Below are 19,816 nucleotides of genomic sequence, written 5' to 3'. Positions count from 1 at the left end.
CGTCCGGCCCGTGCGCGGTCGGATAATCGAGCCCCGCGGCGCGCGGGTGGCAACTGCGGGGCCGCGCCGCGCGGGTTGCCTGTGCGGAGTTGGGGTGAATCAGTGTCGAAAATGCCGGGTGCGCGTGTAGACCATCGCGACGCCGCGCGCGTTGCACACTGCGACGGTGTCCGCATCACGCTTGCTGCCGCCCGGCTGGATCAGGGCCGTGATACCGGCAGCGATGAGGATTTCCGGACCATCCGCGAAGGGAAAGAATGCGTCCGAGGCCGCGACGGCACCGGGCAAGGCGTCGGCGTGGCCATTTTCCCGGGCGAGCCAGGTTGCGAGGCGGCAGCTCATGACGCGACTCATTTGACCGGCGCCATTGCCGAGCAGGGCGCCGGCGCGGCAGAGGGTGATGGCGTTGCTCTTGGTGTGCTTGTTGATCAGCCATGCGAGGCGCAGGTCGGCCCACTCGCTGGCGCTCGGGCTGCGCTCGGTGGCGACCTCCCATTCCGCCTCATGGAGTCCCAGCGCATCTGCTTCCTGCGCGAGGACACCCCCGGCGATGGATCGAAGCAGCGGCAGCGTGGACAGGGGGGTGGTCAGGTCGCCCACGGGAAGCAGCCGTACGCGGCGTCCCCAATCCTTGGAGGGGTTACCGGCCCGCTCGCCTCGGATCACCTCCAGCGCCTCGTTGGTGAACGATGGCGCGAGCCACACCTCAACAAAGAAGCCACCGGGGGCATAGGCGGCTCCACGGTCCTTCAGCGGCTTGCCGAAATGTCCATAGGTCTCAAGCACCAGCGCCGCGAAGTCCGCCTCCACTGGAAAGTTGACGGCCAGGATGCCACCCATCGCGGCGTTGGGGTCGCCCAGATAGGCCCGCCGATACGCCTCGATCGCTGTCGGTGCGACCCCCACACCGCACGCATTGGTGTGCTTGACGAAGACGCAGGCGGGCTGCGGTGCAGTTCCTGCGGTTGCGGTGGTGTGTCCTGGCGTCGCGCGGGTCAGTTCCGCGCACAGGCCGAGCGCAGCGTCCGCATCGAGGTAGTTGTTGTACGAGAGTTCCGTTTCGGACTTCAGCAAGCGGGCCGGATGTGCTGTATCCAGAGGAGTATCCTGCGGCAGCAAACTGAGAGTGCGCGGCGCCTCTTTGCATTCACACGGTCGGAGGACACGCGCGGCCTGGTGCGGATTCTCACCATAGCGCGGCCGGTCCCACACGTAGAAGGGGAATTGCTCCACCTCCTTGTCCGATTCGAATGCGGAACCCAGGTAGCGCGCGACCGCCGCGTCGTACGACGCAACCTGTTGAAAAGCCCGCGCGGCATATGTACGCCGCAACCCGGCCCAGCCCTCCACGGTCATACTGCCGTCGCGCAGCGCCTCGACCGCGAACTTCCGGTCGGCTGGATCAGTGAGTACAAGCACATGTTCGTGGTTTTTCGCGGCGGCGCGCAGCAGTGTGACCCCGCCGATGTCGATCATCTCAAGGGCTTGGGCCAGGTTGCAGCCCGGATCAGCGACGGTGCGCTCGAAAGGGTAGAGATCGACGATTACCAGATCGAGTGGTGCGATACCGTGCGCGGCGAGCTCGGCCAGGTGCGCCGGGTCATCGCGGTTTGCGAGAATCGCGGCGTGAATATGGGGATGCAGCGTTTTGACGCGGCCGCCGAGGACCTCGGGGAACCCGGTCACTTGCTCCACCAGCGTGACGGCCAGGCCGGCCTGACGCAGTAAACGAGCGGTGCCCCCGGTTGAAACCAGTTCGACACCGAGATCCTCGTGCAGGATCCGGGCGATGTCCTCAATACCAGTTTTGTCCCATACGCTGAGCAGTGCCCGCCGTATGGCGGGGACTCCGGAGCGGACCGTAGCTGTCATCCCTTGACCCTCGTTGCTGCGTGCGGGTCTACCCCTAAATAAAGCACGGCCCTCAACCAGGCGCGCCCCAATTGAAGAGCAGTTTCGGTCGCTGCCCGGCGATGGGATTGAACCCGTGTGACCGTCAGTTTCCTGCCGGACCGCGAAACTCGCGCGAAACCCGTGAGCGACCGCCCACCGGTGTACCGGTCCGCGTCGTTTCGAAGGGGTCGGTCCCGAGCGCGGGCGGTTGCGCCGGCGGTGCGGGGGGTGGCTCGAGCATTCGATCTGTCTGGCGAGCTTCGGTCCCCAACGCAGTCAGCAGATCTTCCTGCGAGAGTGGCGGCAGGCCGCGTGGCCGGGCACAAAATAGCCGGCCATCGGGTGACGCCAGGAAGAGGGTCTGGGCGTCGGCTGCGGGCAGTCCGAACCGAAAGCCCGGAACCGGTACCGATCCGGATAGAATGCCATCGCTCAAGTTCGCCCGCAGCAGGCGTTCGTCTCCGGAGAGCGCAAACAACTGGTCGCGATGCACCGTCAAGGCATAACGGGCCTCTGGCAGGCGCCACCGGACCCGGTCCTCCACCACAGCGATCGTTTCACCCTCGATAGCGGCCAGACCGTCAGCACTCGTGAACTGGAATAACACGCGCTCGACGGGTGGTGTTGCCCGTGAGAATGTCGGCACGACCGGGGCCTCTTCGAGCGGGCCGGCGAGGCGCGCCCGCCAGCGCAACCGGCCGAAGTTGGGGTCGAACAGGTACAACGAAAAATCACGGCTGGCGACATAAACGCCTTCTTCCCGTGCAACGAGCGGGGCGACGACGGAGGAAAGTGTGCTGGCTGGACCAGACCAGCGGGCCGTCTTGTCGACCGCGCCGCCCGCATAGATGCGGCCCGCATCGTTGGCGAAAAACACCTGGTCACCGAAGACCGCCGGGGTCGAGGTGATCGAGTCCTCGACCAGTGCCCGCCAGCGCATCAGCAGCGTTTGGCTGTCGAAAGCATACAGTTTGCGGTCGAGTCCGCCGACGTAGAAGAGCCGGTCACCGTAGGCCGCCACACCCGTGCTGCCGGCGAAACCGAGGTCGCGGCGGGCGAGCGGCTGGCCGGATACTTTCTCATAGAGCTGGAACTCGAAAGGAGTCGCGAAGACTACCCGATCACCGACATGCGCCGGGCGGCGGTGGTCGTACCCCGCGCGGGTAATCGGGCGCAACCAGCGCAACAGGCCGGTCTGGGCGTGTACCGAGAAGACGTAACCGTCATTCGTGCCGATGTACAGGTGATCATCAACGAGAAAGCCCTGCGTGACCCGCTGGCCGGGCTCGAGCGGGAGCTGCAACTGCCAGTATTTCACCAGCCCGAGACCATGCAGGCCGTCGGAGGGGATGAAATCCTGCTGGGCGAGCGCGGCGGGCAGCCCTACGGCGAGCCAAAACGAAACAAGCAATGCCTTGCGCATCGTGGCCTTCCCGGTTGGGTGGCGGGACTCACCAAGGAACCGATCGATCGCGCGGCGCGACCCGGTCTCGACCCCGCCAACCTGTCTGCGGAGGGTAGTATACCGTCGGGTCTGCCGTCAACTGCAATCCGCAAGCCGTCTTGCGTGCGGCGCGCGGGCGACATATCCTGCGGGCAGCGCGGGCGGAGCCCGACCGCGCCCGGTTTCCCGGGCGTCGCAGGCATGGTGGCCATCGATGTTGATGAAGGAGAACACGATGAGGATGGCGCGGCGAGTTGTGTTCGGAACGGTGGGCTTGGTGGGGCTGGCGTTGCTGGTGGGCTGCGGCCCCGGTCCCGACGCCGGGCGTATCGAGTATCTGCAAAGCGAGGTTTTCCGCCTCAAGAATGAGAACGATCGACTGGCGGCGGAGAATGCAGACTTGCGCGCGCGCTATGCGCAGGCGATTGCACAGCGTGATGCGGCGCAATCTCAGCTCGCGCAGCTCCAGGCAGAGTTGGCCAACCTGCGCAGCCAGGAACGCCCGACCGAGACCGACGGTTGGACCGAGATGGGTGACTTTGCCTGGCAGGATGTCGGCTCTGACTTCCTGTTCGACTCGGGTCGGGCAACCCTGAAGCAGGAGGCCCGGGCCCGCATTCAGCAGTTGGCGCGCGACCTCCAGACACGCTATGCCGATCGTCTGGTGATTCTCGTGGGTCACACGGACACCGATCCGATCCGGCGCACGGCAAACCTGTGGGAAGACAACCTGCACCTGAGCTGCGCCCGATCGATGACCGTATTCCGCGAGTTGCAGCGACTGGGTGTGAGCCCCATCCGCCTGATGGCAGCGGGCCAGGGTGAGCATAATCCGCGTGCGTCCAACGCGAACGCGGCCGGTAAGCAGCAGAACCGCCGGGTGACGTTCCTCGCAGTACCGATGCCTCCGACGACGACCGGCACCGGCCTCCGCGGACCCGTCACGCTGCCGCCGGAGAGCGGTGGCGGAATTGAGACCGCACCGAGCGACAACGTCATCATCAAGTAGCGGGCACCGACCGGGCTGCGCCGCGCGTCCGCGGTGCTTCCGGGGGGGAACAGGCGGGCGGCCGTGCTGTGCGCCATGGGCGTGCAGCACGGCTGACTTTTTGCGCTCCCAGGGTGGGCTGAGAAACAGGGTGGGCTGAGAAACTACGTCGGCTAGAGATACTGCTTGACGTGCTCTTCGAGCTTCCGCTTGGCCTCGCGCTCGATCTGCCGTACACGCTCGCGTGTCAGGCCGACCTCCACGCCGATTTCCTTGAGTGTCATGCGTTTGCCCTTGCGGTCCGTGAGGCCGTACCGCAGCTTCAGCACCAGCGCTTCGCGCTCCGTAATGCGGGCGAGCATGTTGCGGACGAATTCATCGTCGGATTGCGAGAACAGCGCATCAAACGGCGGCGGAGTGCGGGTGTCCTCGAGCGCTTCGTTGAGGGTGTTCTCTCCATCCGCGGTCGCGGTTCCCTGCACGCGCGAGGTACAGGCGCGGATGGCCATGGAGATGGCCCGTGCCTTGCGCGGCGTGATCTTCATGTGCTCGGAGATTTCCGCCACCGAGGGCGGGCGCTTGAACTGCTCCTCCAGTTCCCGCATGGCCAGGCGCATCTGCCCGATCTGCTCCATGAGGTAGCTGGGAATGTGGATCATCTGCTGTGAGCTTTGCACCGCGCGGCGAATGGCCTGGTCAATCCAGTAACCCGCGTAGGTGCTGAAACGTGAGCCCACCTCGGGATCGTACCGGTCGACCGCGTTCATCAGGCCCACGTTGCCCTCGTTGACGAGGTCTTCCATCGGCAACCCGCGATTACGGAAGTGCTTGGCCACGCTGATGACGAGTCGCAGGTTGGCCTGGGCCATCTGGTCACGGGCGGCGTTCGAATCGCGTTGGATGCGTTCGTATTCCCGCACCGAGATGGTTCCGGCCGCCAGGCGCACCTCGGCATCGGCCCGTGCCCGGATGCGATAGGCGAGTTCGCGCTCTTCCTCGGCTGTCAGCAGCGAAAACTGCTTGATCTGCTTGAGGTAGTCGCCCAGCGCTGAGTCGAGTTTCGAAGCCATGACACCATCCACGGACATCTGGTCCGCACAGACACCGCTGTTGCAGCCCCCACGGGGATATCGGCTGGGCAGCGGAGCCCGTTCATCTGCTCTGTATGATATCCGTACGAGGGGATCGCGGACCAGCCATTATCAGCCGCGCGCGGTGGAACGCGCGCCCCGCGCGGCGGCGGTCGGATCTACGTCCGAATTGCGGTGGGGGATGCCGGCGACCGTCAACAGGCGGGCAAGTCGCTCGAGCGGCAATCCGACGACATTGGAGAAACTGCCTTCGTAGCGGCATACGAGCCGGTCACCGATGTCCTGGATGCCGTACGCGCCGGCTTTTCCGGCCCAATCGCCGCCCCGCAGATAGCTTTCGCGCAGGACTTCGTCGTCACGCATCCAGACGCGCGTCTGATCGGCCTCCAGCAGCCGCTCTGACGTTGGTTCCAGCCGCACCAGGGACACGCCGGTAATGACGTCACTGGGTTCGTGCGCCTGCCGGATGAGCATCCGCCGGGCCTCGGCTTCGTCGGCCGGTTTGCCAAACAGCTCATCTCCACAGACGACGAGCGTGTCGGCGCCAAGCACCCACTGGTCGGGATAGCGTTCGGCCACACGGCGGGCCTTGAAATAGGCGAGCGCCTGCGCCCAAGTGCGCGGCGTCGAGCGCGCCGGCCGGCGCGTGGGTTCCGGCAAGGTGCAGGGCGCGACGTCAAACTCCGTCACGAGCTGCGCGAGCAGCTCCCGTCGGCGCGGACTGGCAGAGGCAAGAATGAGCGTAGCCATCTCGACGCTCCTGCGCCCCGTCGAGTGTCGATTGACCGGTGGCGCGGATCGCAGTACGAACAAGTCCCATGACGAACACCCGCGTAGATTCTAGCACCAAGGGGTCCGAATCCCAACGGCACCGCTTCGGTGCCCACCTCTCCATCGCCGGCGGGATGCAGAACGCTTTGCGTGCTGCCCAGGACGCCCGCATGGCGGTCGTGCAGGTCTTTGTCAAGAATCAGCGGCAGTGGCGCGGAGTGCCGCTCAGCGCTGAGGATGTGGCTGCCTGGCACACCCTGCGGAACGCACCCGGATTCGGACCGATCATCGCGCACGCTACCTACCTCATCAATCTGGCCTCGCCCGATCCGGTGCTCTGGGAGCGCAGTGTGACCGCTTTCGCGGATGAAATGGACCGCTGCGACCGGTTGGCGATCGCCGGACTTGTGGTGCATCCGGGCACGCCCACGGACGGAGACGTCGCCGCCGGGGTGCGGCGGGTGGCGGCCGCGCTCGACCGCCTTCATGGCGAACGGCCGAAGCAGAGCGTTGAAGTCCTGCTCGAAACCACCGCGGGCCAGGGGCAGACGCTCGGACGCCGTTTTGACGAGTTGGGCGCGATTCTCGCGGCGCTGCGGCACCCGGAACGCGTTGGCGTGTGTGTGGATACTTGTCATGTTTTTGCAGCGGGTTACGACCTGCGTACCCAGGACGGCTACGCGGCCATGCTTGCGGAGGCCGAACTCAGTGTGGGGCTCCACCGGATCCGCTGCTGGCATTTGAACGACAGCAAGGCGGATTGCGGGGCGCGCGTGGACCGGCACGAGCACATTGGCAAGGGGTTCCTCGGCACACGCGGCTTTCGCCACCTGCTCCACGATGCGCGTTTCATCGGACTTCCGATGATTCTTGAGACCCCGAAGGGTACGGACGCGCGCGGCCGCGACCTGGACCGCATCAACATCGAGCGTCTCAAGCGCATCGCGCGACGCTGACCTGCCGCCCGATCCAGTTGTGACTAAACTTGCACATGGCGACGTAGTGCGGACCGCAGTTGAGGAGTGCCACCATGACGCAGAGCCCGCTTCCGTTTCGTAATCCGGCCGAAGACACCTGGCGCATCTTCCGCATCATGGCGGAGTTCGTCGAGGGTTTTGAGGTGATGGCCCCGGTGCGGCCCGCGATCTCGATCTTCGGCTCGGCCCGCACCGATCCCGGTCATCCCTACTACCAGCTTGGTGTGGATTGCGGCCGCAGAGCGGTGGAGCGGGGCTTTGCGGTGATCACCGGCGGCGGCCCCGGCATCATGGCCGCCGCGAACCGGGGTGCCGCCGAAGCCGGCGGGCAGAGTATCGGCTTGAACATTGCGTTGCCGCACGAGCAGGCGCCGAACCCGTATCAGAACATCGCGCTCGACTTCCATTACTTCTTTGTCCGCAAGGTGATGTTCCTGAAGTACGCCGTCGGCATGATCTGCCTGCCCGGCGGCTTTGGCACACTGGATGAGTTCTTCGAGACCTTGACACTGGTGCAGACGGGCAAGGCCCCGCCCATGGCGGCGGTGCTGGTGGGGCGCGAATTCTGGGGGCCGCTCGACAACTGGATCCGGCAGACGTTGCTGGAAAAGTACGGGAATATTTCCCCGGGTGACGAACAGCTCTACCAGATCACCGACGATCCGGATGAAGCCGTGCGCATCGTGGCCGACGCATACGAAGCGGACTGCCGTGCGCGGGCCGCAAGGGGTGAACCATGCCCGGAGTGGCAGCGTGCCATGGAGGAGCGCATGACTGCCGAGGGCACGGTCTACGGTGTGACGCCGAAGAAAACGCGCGAGGGGTAACGAGAAAGTCCGCGTCGCCCGACCGCCTGGCGGGGCGCATCCGTCCGCGCCCCCGACGCGCGCGGGGCGGTTCCGCGTCACTTCGACCGTCTTCGCGGCAACTCCAGTTCAAAGCACGCGCCCTCATGGGCATGGTCTGTCACGAGGCGCAGCTCACCTCCCAGGCGCCGCGCCAGTCGGCGGCTCAGTGCCAGTCCGAGGCCCACGCCCGGTTTCGCCTCAGCCGCCGCAGACGCCGACTTGTGGAACGGGCGAAACAGTCGATTGCGCTCCGCCCGCGGCACGCCGGGACCATGGTCGCGGACGGCCAGCCGGACGTGTTGCTCGTCCGCAGAGCTTTCCACGTGCACCCGTCGCGCGGGACCAGCGCTCGCATACTTGCAGGCATTGTCGACCAGGTTGAAGAGAATCTGCTCCACGGCGAGCGGATCAACACACACTGCAGCGTGCTCCACGCCGGTTGGCAGGCACAACTCGACAGTCAGCCCGGCCAATCCGGCGCGCTCTACCAGGCGCGGACGCATGCGCTCGAGCAGGGTCGCGATGTCGATCGTCTCCTGCGTACGGGCGGTTCGGCCGCGCTCCAATCGGGCGTAGGCGAGCACGTTCTCAACGAGGTGTGAGAGTCGGCCGGCCTCGGCACGGAGTGTTTCCAGGTATTCGCGGCGGCGCTGCTCGTCGGGGATCAGCCCGCCAGCGAGCAGTTCGGTATAGAGCTGGAAGGTTGTCAGAGGCGTGCGCAGTTCGTGCGTGACCGCTGACACGAAAGCGGCGCGGCGCTCGCTCAGTTGTACCACTCCGACCACGAGCCCCCCGACCGCGAGCAGCGCGACGACAATGCCGCTCCACACCGCAACGAGCATGAGCCCGGTGGAGGACGGGGCGGGAGGCAGTGCCACGGCCAACGGTCCGGGTTCGAGCAGTACCGGCAGCGTCGCGAAACGCCGGCCGCTGGATTGCCCCGTGGCGGTGGTAGTGCGCGGCGCTGGCACCAGCGAAGCCGCGGGGAAGAGGTCTGCGATCTCATCGCGCAACGTGTCCGCCAGGGCCGGCCAGCGGAGCCAGCAGCCCTGTAGCACGGGACCGCCTGGAAACTGCACGCGCCGTACAAGCAGCAGCTCATTGTCCAGCCATACTGCGGTGAGGGGTACGGTGAGGACAGCGCCGTCGGGGTTCCCGGCCGTGCTGCGATTAACAAACGTGTTTCCAAGGTCCGATTGGAGGATGTTGTAAACCGTCCGGTCGCGCGCCGCCTGTTCCCGGACGCCCGCGGCACGCTGCGCCTCGAAGTTCTGCGCCACAACCTGCTGAGGGCCGGCGGTCTGCCCGGTGATCTCTTGTTGCTGCTGGACCGGATTCTGCAGCGCAAGCAATGGCGCCGCCTCGTCCGGCAGTTGCGCGCTGAGTGCTGCGTAGGTCACACGCGGACGCAGGTCATCGAGGTCGGCGCCGGCCGACGAGATCGTCTTCTGCGGGGCGTAGTTGCTCTCCGCGAGTGCGCGTGCGGTGCCCGCGGGCACTTGTGGTGACCGCAGAGCGTCATTGGCATCCAGCTCAAAGTGGAGCCGTATGTAGCGCGATGCGAGCCCCAGCAGCGGCGACGGCCGCAAGACTTCCACCGGAGCACCTTCGTGGTCAGCGGTGGTGACCTGCTCACGCACGAGCGGGACATAATCTGCGGGTGGGCGCGCGTTTTCCTGCGCCAACAGCGGGACCACCAGCGAATCCAGTCGCCAAAGCGCAAGCCGCACGTGCTCCTCGAACTGCGCTTCGTTGCGGGCGCGACCCACGGCTTTCTCGAACCGCAGGACGAGCACACTCTGCCACGCGACCAGGCCCACAAGCACGACCGCGCAGGTTCCCAGGATCCCGAGGGTGAGTCCTGGCCGATTCATCACGGCTCCTCACCGGCAGGGGCGTCGGCTGGTGTACGCACTGCCAGCTTGTAGCCCAGTCCCCGCACGGTCACGATCACGCGCGGCTCTGCGGCATCGTCGCGGAGCTTCTCGCGCAGGCGGGCGATGTGCATGTCAATGGTGCGTGTTGCCAGGCCGCGCGGGTCGAGGCGCCAGACGCGTGCGAGAATCTCATCACGCGAGAGCACGCGGCTGGGGTTCTCAGCGAGGTAGCGCAACAGCTCGCACTCGCGCTCGGAGAGCTCCACCACCGCCCCATCGGCGAAATGCACCTCGCGGCGTGCCAGGTCTACGGCCGCGTTGCCGAGGTTGAAGTGGCTGACGGCCTGCGGGCGCTCCGGGGAACGCCGCAGGACGGCAGCGACGCGCGCGAGCAGTTCCTGCACGCTGAATGGCTTGACAACATAGTCGTCAGCGCCGCGGCGGAAGCCGGCGAGGCGGTCGGACTCGTCGCCGCGCGCGGTGAGGATGATGACGGGGAGGGTCGGTCGCAGCGTGCGCAACGCGGCGAGGATGTCGAGTCCGTCACCGCCGGGGAGGACGAGGTCGAGGAGCAGCAGGTCGAATTCGGCATCCACCGCGAGTTGCCGACCGGTGTCGCCGCGGCCCGCTTCGAGCGTCTCATAGCCCGCGATCTGCAAAGCATCGACGACGCCACGGCGAATGGCGGCGTCGTCCTCGACGACAAGTACGCGCGGTGGGGGCATCGGCTGGGCTCCAAAGGGAAAAGCGCCGGGCGGCGGCGCTTCCACCAACCTAGAGGATACCGCGCCGGGTTGACCTCGTGCGTAACAGCGGCGCAACGGGGTCGTGGGCTCACGCTGTCCCGCGGCGGCGCATGATCCACTTCTCCAGCTCCACGATGAACAGGACCGTCACGGCCACAGCGATCAACAGAAGCCAGTGCCGGAGCGCCAGCGGTTCCGTGCCGAAGAGCTGCTGCATGAACGGTGCGTAGGTGAACAGGATCTGGAACAGCACCACCAGCCCGATTGCAAGCAGTACCGGACGGCTACCGAACAGCCCCCGCGCATTCAGTACGGGCGCGAAGATGAAGCGTGTGTTGAGCAGGTAGAACGCCTCGAACATGACCATCGTGTTGACCGCCACGGTCCGCGCCAACTCCTCGGTGGCACCCTGGGCCTGCAACCACGCGAACATGCCGAACGTGCCAGCGCACATGATTACCGACACCAGCCCGATCCGCCACAGGAAGTACGCGCTCAGCAAGCCCGCGCGCGGGTCCCGGGGATTCCGCTTCATGACCTCCGCCTCGGGTGGTTCGAACGCCAGCGCCAAAGCGAGTGTCACCGCGGTGATCATGTTGATCCAGAGCACCTGCACTGGTGTCAGCGGCAAGGCCAACCCCAGCAGAATCGCGAAAAAGATCGTCAGGGCCTCGCCGCCGTTTGTCGGCAGGATGAAGAGGAGCGCCTTGCGGAGGTTGTCGTACACCGTGCGCCCTTCTTCGACCGCGTGTGCGATGGAAGCGAAATTGTCATCCGTGAGCACCATTTCGGCGGCCTCCTTGGAGACCTCCGTACCCTTGATGCCCATCGCGATGCCGACGTCCGCGCGCTTCAGCGCCGGCGCATCGTTGACCCCGTCGCCCGTCATGGCGACGACCTCCCCGCACGCCTGGATCGCCTCAACCAGCCGCAGCTTGTGCTCTGGGCTCACACGCGCGAAGACCTCGACGTCAGCGGCTGCTTTCCGCAGATCATCCGGCGCAAGCTCGTCGAGCTGCTGGCCGGTGAGTGCGTGCTCTCCGTCACCGATCCCCAGCTCACGGCCGATCGCGCGGGCGGTCAGCGCGTGGTCCCCCGTAATCATCACGACGCGAATACCGGCGGCGTGACATTGCCGGACGGCTGCGATGGCCTCCGACCGCGGCGGATCGATGATCCCGAATAAACCGAGCATCGTCAGCCCGTGCTGCACCTGCTTGAAGTCCAGCGAGTGCTGCTCGGGCTGGGCGACACCGCGGGCGATGGCCAGCACCCGCGTGCCGCGGGCGGCCAGCCGGTCGGCCTCCGCCTGCCAGAACGCGGCGTCAAAATCCTGCTCGCCGTCTGGTCCAATCTGCCGCGCGCACATCTCGACCAGGCGCTCCGGACCGCCCTTCACCAGCACGAGCGCACCACCCGCGGGGTTACGGTGCAACGTGGCCATGAAGCGATTCCGCGACTCGAACGGGATCGCGTCGCGCGTCTCCCATCGGCGGCGCTCCGTTGCGGGGTCGAGGCCGGCCTTCATCGCCAGCGTCAGCAGCGCCCCCTCCATCGGGTCGCCCTCCGATTGCCAGGCGCCGTCGCGCTCGATGACATCTGCATCGTTGCACAGCGCCCCGGCGCGCAGCAGTTCCTGCATGACCTCCGCTGAGCTCTCGGCGGTCTGCCCCTCACCGGCCCGCACCGCGCCTTCCGGGGCGTACCCCACACCGGTGATCTCCCACTCTCCCGCACGCGTCACGACCCGCGTCACCGTCATCTCGTTGCGTGTGAGTGTCCCGGTCTTGTCCGAACAGACGACGGTCAGCGCGCCGAGCGTATCGACTGCCGGCAATCTCCGGATGATGGCATTCCGGCGGGCCATGCGTTGTACACCGATCGCCAGCACGATGGTCATGATGGCCGGCAGCCCCTCGGGTATCGCGGCCACCGCCAATGCGACTGCCGCCATGAACATTTCCACCGCCGGCGTCCCGCGCGCGAAATAGCCCAGCGCGAACGTCAGCGCCGCAAACACCACGATGACCATCGCCAGCACATGTCCGAACTGACCCATCTGCCGAATCAGCGGGGTGGTGATCATCTCCGTCTGCGAAACCAGCGCGCTGATCTTGCCGATCTCGGTTGCGTCCCCCGTCGCGATGACCATGCCCTTGCCCGTGCCGCTCGTGACCAGCGTCCCGGAAAACGCGACTCCGTGCCGGTCGCCGACGGTCGTCATCTCCGGCTGGGCGGCGGTGGCTTTCTCTGCCGGCACGGATTCACCCGTCAGCATCGCCTCATCGATGCGCAGCTCGCGCACCTCCAGCAGCCGCAGGTCGGCCGGCACCTTGTCGCCGGACCGCAGCACGACGATGTCCCCCGGGACCAGGTCTTCCGCCGGCACCGTTTGACGCTGCCCGCCGCGCACCACTGTCGCGTTCAGCGACAGCATGCGACTGATGGCCTCGAGTGCTTTCTCCGCCTTGCCTTCCTGTACGAACCCGATCAGCGCGTTGACGACTACCACCGCAAGAATGACGCCCGTATCGATCCAATGCTGCAACAGTGCCGTGGCGAGCCCCGCAATCAGCAGGATGTAGATCAGCACATTGTGGAATTGCTGCAGGAAACGCTGCCAGGCAGGTGTACGTTGCGGTGGTCGCAGCCGGTTGGGGCCGTAGGTGCGCAGCCGCGCGGCGACATCCTCCGCGGACAGTCCTTCGAGACTCGTTGCGAGCTGTTCGAGGGCGGCTTCCGGGGCGAGTGTGTGCCAGGTGTTGTTGTGCTGTGATTTCTGCGTCGACATAGCCATGACTGCCCCGCTTGAGTGAGTAAACACACGCTACCCCCGATATCAATCCATAGCGCGCCGGTGCGATGTCGGCAAGTTGGACGCACGGAAATCCACTGTCATCGAGCGGCCCGGTGCGTGGGATCAGGCGCCCTGTTTCTCTGCATTGGCACGGTCGTCTGACACCAGGCGCGGCGGAACCGCAGTGCCCGCCAGCAGGCCGCCGTCCACCGTGAACTCCGCGCCGGTTGTGTAAGCCGACTCATCGGCCGCGAGGTGAACTGCGAGCGCCGCGACCTCCTCCGGCTGCCCGAAGCGTTGCAGCGGTGTATCGCGCGTGTACTCGGCCATCCGTGCGGCCCGGTCCGGTCCTGCACCCAAAAGCGGCTCCCACATGGGTGTCAGAATGGCCGCCGGTTGAATCACGTTGCACCGGATGCGCAGGCCCTGTTCCGCGCAGTACAGCGCGACCGACTTGGTATGGTTGCGGATGGCGGCCTTGCTCGAGGCGTATGCCACCGCACCAGGAATGCCGACCACACCCGATCGTGAGCCCAGGTTGATGATGGAACCCGTCCCGTTGCGACGCATCGCGCGGATGCCGTAGCGGCAGCCAAGAAACACGCCATCGAGGTTGGTCGTATGGACTTCCCGCCATGCGGCAAGAGTCGTATGTTCGGGGTCCTGCGGTGCCGTGCGCTCTTCAAACCCCGTGATGCCGGCGTTGTTGACCAGAATGTCGAGCCGGCCGTGCTGTGCGAGTACCGCCGCAGTGACGCGTTCCCAGTCGTCTTCGTGGCGCACATCCAGCCGGGCATATTGTGCCGTGGTGCCGAGTTCGGAAGCCGCAGTCGCACCCATACTGTCGCGGATGTCCGTGAGCCACACCATGGCGCCCTCGGCGGCGAAGGCGTGGGCGATGGCGGCGCCGATGCCGCGCGCGGCTCCGGTGACGAGCGCGATCTTGTTCATCAAACGTGGTGGACGTGCGGTTGATCGTGGCTCGGGATTCAAGACGGACATCAGCGCGCTCCTCGTAGTAGAGGGTTGGGTACGTTGTCCGACCGCAGCCAGTAACCAGGGGGAAGGGAATTTATCGCGGGATACCTGGGCAAGATAGTACCGGGAGTGTTCCCGGAATTATGGGGTGGATCAGCAGAAGTGTGATGACCATGAAAAAAGGGCCCCAGATGAGCATGCGGCTACATCCGGTGACCCTTGCGCTGGGATGGGCTATCAAGGCGTTCCACCCCGTTAAACAATCGGCCAGCTCGAAGGTGTCGCCGAGCGTGGTAAAAAAAGGTCCTGCCGCATGGGTATTCCCGCGGCAGGGCCGATTGAGCTTCTCCTTGGTGGTTATCGGGCGATTCGTGTGGTGCCTCAGTGGTCACTGGCCGGGCGCCGGCTTGCGGCCCATTGCAGCCGATGCAGCCGCTGCACCGCGCTGGCCAGCCGTTGCAGCACGAGGCGACCGTCCACCGTCACCTCCAGACCCACGAATTGCAGTGCGACGCTCAGCATGCCGAACTGCTCCGGCCGGGCGCCGCGATAGTGGGCATCCACCAGGATGGGGGGGCGGCCGTCGGGCAGTTGAAGTTCAACCCCGAGGGTCAGGTCCTCGCGCCAAGTGGGTGCCTGGGGTTGATAGAGTCTCACCAGTGTGCCGCCACACGACAAATCGAGCAATTCGCCGGGCACAACCTCCAGCGCGTTGCCCTGTGCGGTGGCCCGGGCCGCAACACCTCCGGGCCACATGCTCGCGAGTAGTGTGGTTTCCGGGGGGATCGGGGTACGCAGGTAAGCGCGCCGTTGCAGCTCGGTCATGCTTTCGGGCCAGCGGTAGCGGACTGCCGGCACGCGCTGCTCGTTCTCGAGCGTGAAGTGCCCACGGGCTTCAACGATCGTGCCGAACAGCAGTTTGCGGCTCTTCTGGCGGAAACTCACGCCGACGTACTGACCCGGTGCCACCTCGGGCAGCGGCTCATCCTCGGCAGGGTGATGGTCGAGTACAAAATACTGCCCGCGCGCATCACGCTCCAGGAAGCGCGCCTTGAAGGTGTGCCACTCGGGCCCGCATTGGAGTGTGAGGACAGCGAGAGCACGCTCCTGGACCGCGCGGTCAAAAATTGCGGCCGTGTCGGGTGGTGCGAGTATGCGTCGAGGTCTCATAGCTCTCCTCCCCGCTCCGAGAGTCGGGCGGCTTCGTCATCGATGGCGGCGGCAATTCGCGCGACGGTCCCCTCATGGCCTTGAGAAACAAACTCCAGGCCGACGATCATGTGGCCCTCTTCGCCGCAAGGCGTCTTGCTGCAGACGGCCGCGGGCAGCGTGAAGAGGTCACTGCACCACGGAAGTACGAACTCGATTTGAAGCTCATCACCGATGAGAAGAAGATCGTCGAGTTCCCGGCTCACCACGCGGCATCCCAGCCCCTGTGGACCGATATTGGCGAGAATCGCGACATAGGGCGGGTGCTGACTGCCGAGCGTCAGGCGGACCGGTACGGGCTCGGTCGGGTTGCGGCGAGCGAACCGGCGCCGGTTGGCGACCTGGATGGCGCTGGGCACGGCCAAGGTCAGTCGGCGCGGCACGCGGGAACTCTGCACTTCGAGGAAATACGAGGAAAACATGCAAAGTTGGCCGCTCAGGATGGTGCGCACATCGCACATGGCGCCGACGAGGAGGTCGAGGGCGGGCACGTGGTCGCAGTCATGCAGGTCGATCTGGAGGGCCTCGTCCTGGCGCCCGGCCAGCGTGCCCCAGAGCAGTTCGCTGCACTGCTCGGGCCGTGGCTCCAGTTCCAGTTTGGCACGGGTATGGACGGCTTGCGCCAGGACGCGCGCCGCCTGTCGGGCCGTAAGGTCGAGTACAACGACCATCGACTATGCTCCTTCCCGCCGGGCGGCTCGCAAAGCCGCGCGGCTGGCAATGAACTCGGCGATCGCGTCTAGTTGTTGACGGTGCGGGGTGGGGTCCTCCCCGGCAATGAAGCTGCCGCCGAACGAGGTCTCGCTCGTGGCCGGGTTGTGTCGCACATGGGCGATTCGCACCACGAACTCGAAGCGCCGGCTGAGACCGGGCAGATCGAAGCAGGTCCAATACAGCGCGCCACGCTGAATGGTCATGGCGGACACGCCCCGCGCCCGGGCACTCAGTCCACCGAAGGAGATGTTGCTGAGTTCGGCCGCAATGTGTCGGTGGTCGTCGGCGACACTGGTACACTGCAGCGGGACGGGCGTGGGGCCGCCCAGCACGAGGCGATTGCGCCGCCGTTCCTCCCGGCGCTCCACCCGCAGCGGCAGGGTCAGCTTCAGGGCTTCGATATCGCCACCGCCAGGGGCGAGGTGCCACACGCGGCCGCAGGTCTGGCTGCGGAAACCGAGTGTACGATTGTCCCAGGCAAAGAGGCCGTGGACAGGCGTACCGTGCACCGTAAGCGGTCCGAGCCCGGTCGTCGGCCACGTGACCAGCAGGCCATCGGGCTCGAGCGCCAGCAGCGTGCCTTCGATGGCGCGGCCCTGCGACTTGTCGGCCGGCAGCAGGAGGACGCGCTGGCGCATCGCGCAGGCCCGTTCAAGCACCTCGAGTTGGGTGCGGCGTCGAGTGAGTGTGAGCGTTGCGGGCATGCGTCCTCCTTCTGTACCGCACGTTCCGGTGGTGCTTTCGTCCCGCGGTTGCGCGGACTTGACTCCGCAAGCCCATTGCGGACAGGCCGGACGTTCGGGGGAGCGTCAAGCGGAGTATTCGAATGGCTGCAGGTGTGGGCAAGTCGAACGGGGTTGAGGGTGTGCACTATCGGAACCCATGCCGCGCGTCCCGAAAGATGCCGAATGCATCGGAGTGAGCGAAAGCCGGAACGGACGCAGATGCAACTCGGACGCGTCGTGCCCACGCGATGACAGCCGGTGTAATGCGGGTCGCAGAGGGCTGGAGGTCCCAAGCGCTATGGCGCACTGTTACGTGATAATCAGCGCGCGCGTCGCCATGATCCCCGGTGCTAGGCGGATAACGGCGTGCTGCCGGGCTGCGGATATGACGCCCACGCACTTGGCCGGTAGAATGCCGGCGCCGGAGTGGACGCGCGCGCGGCCCACCGGTTTACGCGCCACGAGAAGGACTCGGCATGATCGGAACCACGCGCGGCAGGCGAATCTGGACTTTCGCGGGGATGCTTTCCACGGGGCTGATCTGCACGGGCTGCGTCGAGCGGATCGGGCGCATCGACACGCGGCCGTCGGGAGCGTTGGTCTTCGTCAATGACGAGGAAATCGGGGCCACTCCGGCGCAGTTCAGTTTCACCTGGTACGGTGACTACGACCTGGTCTTTCGCAAGCCAGGTTACGAGACGTTGAAGACGAACCATCGCCTGGAAACGCCATGGTGGCAGTACCCACCGGTCGATTTCCTGGTGGAGTGCCTCTGGCCGGGGATGATTCGGGACGTACACGATTTCCCGGTCTACGAATTGCAGCCGGCGCAGCAGCCGACGACGTCCGATCTGGTAGAGCGGGCCGTCGAGTTGCGGTCGCAAGCCGGGGACGAGGCCCCTTGAAGCGTGTTTGCGGGTGGCCCATTGAAGCGCAGGAGCGCCGTGGCAGTGGATATGCAATCGGAAGCCCTTCGAAACTGGCTCCGTAACGAGCAGCGGCTCGGAATACCGCTTTACCCGCTACCGGCTGACGAAGCGTCCCGCCGACTGCGGGCCCTGCTTGGCCACTCGTGGTCGGCTCCTGTTGCCGAGGCCGTGGCTACTCCGCAGCGCAGCAACGGGCAGGGGCAGCCGGGGGCGGTGCCGCCGCCCGCGCGGATCTCCGGCGGGAGAACGGCCGGTGGCAGTGCGGGGGGACGCATCGGAGTGGTGGATGACGTGGATCTCCCGCCTTTGTGTACGCGGGAACTGAGCGTCTCGGAGGCCGCGGCCGCGCTCCAATCGCTGGACGAGGGGCTTGTTCGCGGGTGCCGGAAGTGCCGACTGTTCGAGGGCCGTACGCAGACGGTCTTTGGAGTGGGTCGGGTTCGCCCGGAGCTTGTGTTCGTGGGCGAGGGACCCGGGGCCGACGAGGATGCGCAGGGCGAACCGTTCGTGGGCCGCGCCGGCCAGTTACTCACGCGCATGATCGCCGCGATGTCGTTGACGCGCGACCAGGTCTACATCTGCAATGTCGTCAAGTGCCGCCCTCCCGGCAACCGCACGCCCGAAGACGATGAGATGGCGGCTTGCAGTCCCTACCTGTTCAGGCAGTTGGCGATTCTACGGCCGAAGGTCATCGTCACGCTGGGTCGACCGGCGTCGCAGACGCTGCTGTCCACCAAGACCCCGATCGGAAAGCTGCGTGGAGTCTTCCACGACTTTCCGCCACCGGAACTGGCGGCTTTCGGCCTGCCCGTAGCGAAGCTCATGCCGACATTTCATCCGGCGTACCTGCTGCGCAATCCGCCCGCGAAGAAAGAAGCGTGGGAAGACTTGCAGCAGGTGATGGGCCTGCTGGGACTTCAAACGCCGCCGCGCTAGGTTTCGTTTCGCGTAGGGTGAGGGTGGCCGAGCCATTGCCTTGGTGTGCTCGGGGGCGGCGTTCGCGAGAACGAGGAGTACACCAGCACAGGGGGAAAATACCCACTCGCGTTCGAGCATCGACATGTTATGCTCGTGAATGGTTGGAGAGCGCGGGCAGCGGCCACAAGGCGGTCCTGAGTTGGTCTGCCGGCTCTCCATGGGGGTCTGGTCATGTCGACAGACACGCAGGAAAACCCAGCCCTATCGTCGTCGGACCGCGCCGGACCGCTCATTCAGATTGTGGCGCGCCATGCGCTTGATCGGGCGGCCTATCGGGTCCTGCTCGCTGCGTATGGGCAACCGTGGGTGCTGGCCGACGCGGATTTCGGCGCACCACAGAACCGGCCGACGCCGTGCGGCCAACCGCAAGTCGTCATCTGCATTGTGGATGCGCCGCGGGCGGAGGCGCTGGAAGTGCTGGAGCGCATCCGGCGGCACCATCCCGAGGCCCGGCTGCTGATTGTCTCCGGCGCGACGGATGCGGGTCACATCTCCTGGTGGAGCGGCTGCGCGCTCGATGGCTATGTACCGAAGGATGTCGAACCGCAGGACCTCTGTGCCGCCGTTTGCGCCTTGCTCAGGCGCGAGACCTGGTTCCCGGCGCACATCCTGTCGCTGCTGGAGCATGGTCGGCGCACCGCAGCCCACGCGGCGCGCCTTTCGCGACGCGAGGCGGAGCTGTTGCCGCTGCTGGCGCGCGGCCTGGCACTGCGTGATGCGGCGGAGTTGATGGGCATCAGCTACAAGACCGCGGATTCCTACCGTACAGGACTGCTGCGTAAGCTCGGGGTGCGTGACCGGGTGGAGCTGGCGCGCTACGCGATCCGTCATCACCTCGTCGAACCCTGAGC

The 19,816-nt window shown here is 66.0% G+C and carries 17 protein-coding genes; 6 read left to right on the top strand and 11 right to left on the bottom strand.

Annotation, left to right across the window (positions count from 1 at the left end; translation table 11 throughout):
- Positions 1-99: 99 nt before the first annotated feature.
- Both purH and IPM18_01955 read right to left on the bottom strand, forming a co-directional pair.
- Entirely contained in the window at positions 100-1,872 is a 1,773-nt protein-coding gene (gene purH, locus IPM18_01960) for a bifunctional phosphoribosylaminoimidazolecarboxamide formyltransferase/IMP cyclohydrolase (GenBank protein ID MBK9118353.1), read from the bottom strand.
- A 124-nt stretch (positions 1,873-1,996) separates the two neighbouring features.
- Positions 1,997-3,316, bottom strand: a complete 1,320-nt coding sequence (locus IPM18_01955; protein MBK9118352.1) for a PQQ-binding-like beta-propeller repeat protein — start codon at positions 3,314-3,316, stop codon at positions 1,997-1,999.
- 256 nt (positions 3,317-3,572) lie between these two features.
- On the opposite strand from IPM18_01955, the gene IPM18_01950 reads away from it, so the two are divergent.
- Complete coding sequence (locus tag IPM18_01950; protein MBK9118351.1) at positions 3,573-4,346, top strand: OmpA family protein; 774 nt, start codon at positions 3,573-3,575, stop codon at positions 4,344-4,346.
- 152 nt (positions 4,347-4,498) lie between these two features.
- Here IPM18_01950 and IPM18_01945 read toward each other — a convergent pair whose 3' ends face one another.
- Positions 4,499-5,395, bottom strand: coding sequence for a sigma-70 family RNA polymerase sigma factor (locus IPM18_01945; GenBank protein MBK9118350.1), 897 nt, complete (start codon positions 5,393-5,395; stop codon positions 4,499-4,501).
- Between the two features lie 132 nt (positions 5,396-5,527).
- Positions 5,528-6,166: a septum formation protein Maf gene (gene maf, locus IPM18_01940; GenBank protein ID MBK9118349.1), complete on the bottom strand. Its 639-nt coding sequence runs from the start codon at positions 6,164-6,166 to the stop codon at positions 5,528-5,530.
- A gap of 68 nt (positions 6,167-6,234) precedes the next feature.
- On the opposite strand from maf, the gene IPM18_01935 reads away from it, so the two are divergent.
- Entirely contained in the window at positions 6,235-7,143 is a 909-nt protein-coding gene (locus tag IPM18_01935; protein ID MBK9118348.1) for a deoxyribonuclease IV, read from the top strand.
- A gap of 74 nt (positions 7,144-7,217) precedes the next feature.
- A complete protein-coding gene (locus IPM18_01930) occupies positions 7,218-7,991 on the top strand; it encodes a TIGR00730 family Rossman fold protein (GenBank protein MBK9118347.1) in 774 nt (257 codons plus the stop codon).
- 77 nt (positions 7,992-8,068) lie between these two features.
- Here IPM18_01930 and IPM18_01925 read toward each other — a convergent pair whose 3' ends face one another.
- From IPM18_01925 to IPM18_01895, 7 genes are all read right to left on the bottom strand, one after another.
- Positions 8,069-9,886 carry a sensor histidine kinase gene (locus IPM18_01925; GenBank protein ID MBK9118346.1) on the bottom strand — a complete coding sequence of 606 codons (1,818 nt, stop codon included), beginning with the start codon at positions 9,884-9,886 and terminating at the stop codon, positions 8,069-8,071.
- Complete coding sequence (locus IPM18_01920; GenBank protein MBK9118345.1) at positions 9,886-10,614, bottom strand: response regulator transcription factor; 729 nt, start codon at positions 10,612-10,614, stop codon at positions 9,886-9,888. Before IPM18_01920 ends, IPM18_01925 begins: the two co-directional genes overlap by 1 nt.
- Positions 10,615-10,723: 109 nt before the next feature.
- Positions 10,724-13,432 carry a cation-transporting P-type ATPase gene (locus IPM18_01915; protein MBK9118344.1) on the bottom strand — a complete coding sequence of 903 codons (2,709 nt, stop codon included), beginning with the start codon at positions 13,430-13,432 and terminating at the stop codon, positions 10,724-10,726.
- Positions 13,433-13,555: 123 nt separating this feature from the next.
- The gene (locus IPM18_01910; GenBank protein MBK9118343.1) at positions 13,556-14,434 is read right to left on the bottom strand and encodes an SDR family oxidoreductase; all 879 of its coding nucleotides are present in this window, start codon (positions 14,432-14,434) and stop codon (positions 13,556-13,558) included.
- Between the two features lie 357 nt (positions 14,435-14,791).
- Positions 14,792-15,580 (bottom strand): hypothetical protein, encoded by a 789-nt coding sequence (locus tag IPM18_01905; protein MBK9118342.1) that lies wholly within the window; start codon positions 15,578-15,580, stop codon positions 14,792-14,794.
- A complete protein-coding gene (locus IPM18_01900; protein MBK9118341.1) occupies positions 15,577-16,290 on the bottom strand; it encodes a PilZ domain-containing protein in 714 nt (237 codons plus the stop codon). The genes IPM18_01905 and IPM18_01900 overlap by 4 nt, the downstream gene beginning before the upstream one ends.
- 3 nt (positions 16,291-16,293) lie before the next feature.
- Positions 16,294-17,037, bottom strand: a complete 744-nt coding sequence (locus IPM18_01895) for a hypothetical protein (protein ID MBK9118340.1) — start codon at positions 17,035-17,037, stop codon at positions 16,294-16,296.
- Positions 17,038-17,534: 497 nt separating this feature from the next.
- On the opposite strand from IPM18_01895, the gene IPM18_01890 reads away from it, so the two are divergent.
- The 3 genes from IPM18_01890 (at position 17,535) to IPM18_01880 (ending at position 19,814) form a co-directional block, all read left to right on the top strand.
- The gene (locus tag IPM18_01890) at positions 17,535-17,963 is read left to right on the top strand and encodes a PEGA domain-containing protein (protein ID MBK9118339.1); all 429 of its coding nucleotides are present in this window, start codon (positions 17,535-17,537) and stop codon (positions 17,961-17,963) included.
- Positions 17,964-18,014: 51 nt separating this feature from the next.
- Positions 18,015-18,923, top strand: a complete 909-nt coding sequence (locus IPM18_01885; GenBank protein ID MBK9118338.1) for a uracil-DNA glycosylase — start codon at positions 18,015-18,017, stop codon at positions 18,921-18,923.
- A 213-nt stretch (positions 18,924-19,136) separates the two neighbouring features.
- The gene (locus IPM18_01880; GenBank protein MBK9118337.1) at positions 19,137-19,814 is read left to right on the top strand and encodes a response regulator transcription factor; all 678 of its coding nucleotides are present in this window, start codon (positions 19,137-19,139) and stop codon (positions 19,812-19,814) included.
- Positions 19,815-19,816: the final 2 nt, after the last annotated feature.

The sequence above is a fragment of the Phycisphaerales bacterium genome (genome assembly GCA_016716475.1).
Classification (GTDB): domain Bacteria; phylum Planctomycetota; class Phycisphaerae; order UBA1845; family Fen-1342; genus JADJWG01.
Note: the sequence above shows the minus strand (reverse complement) of the source record. Positions and strands in the feature narration are given on the sequence as shown.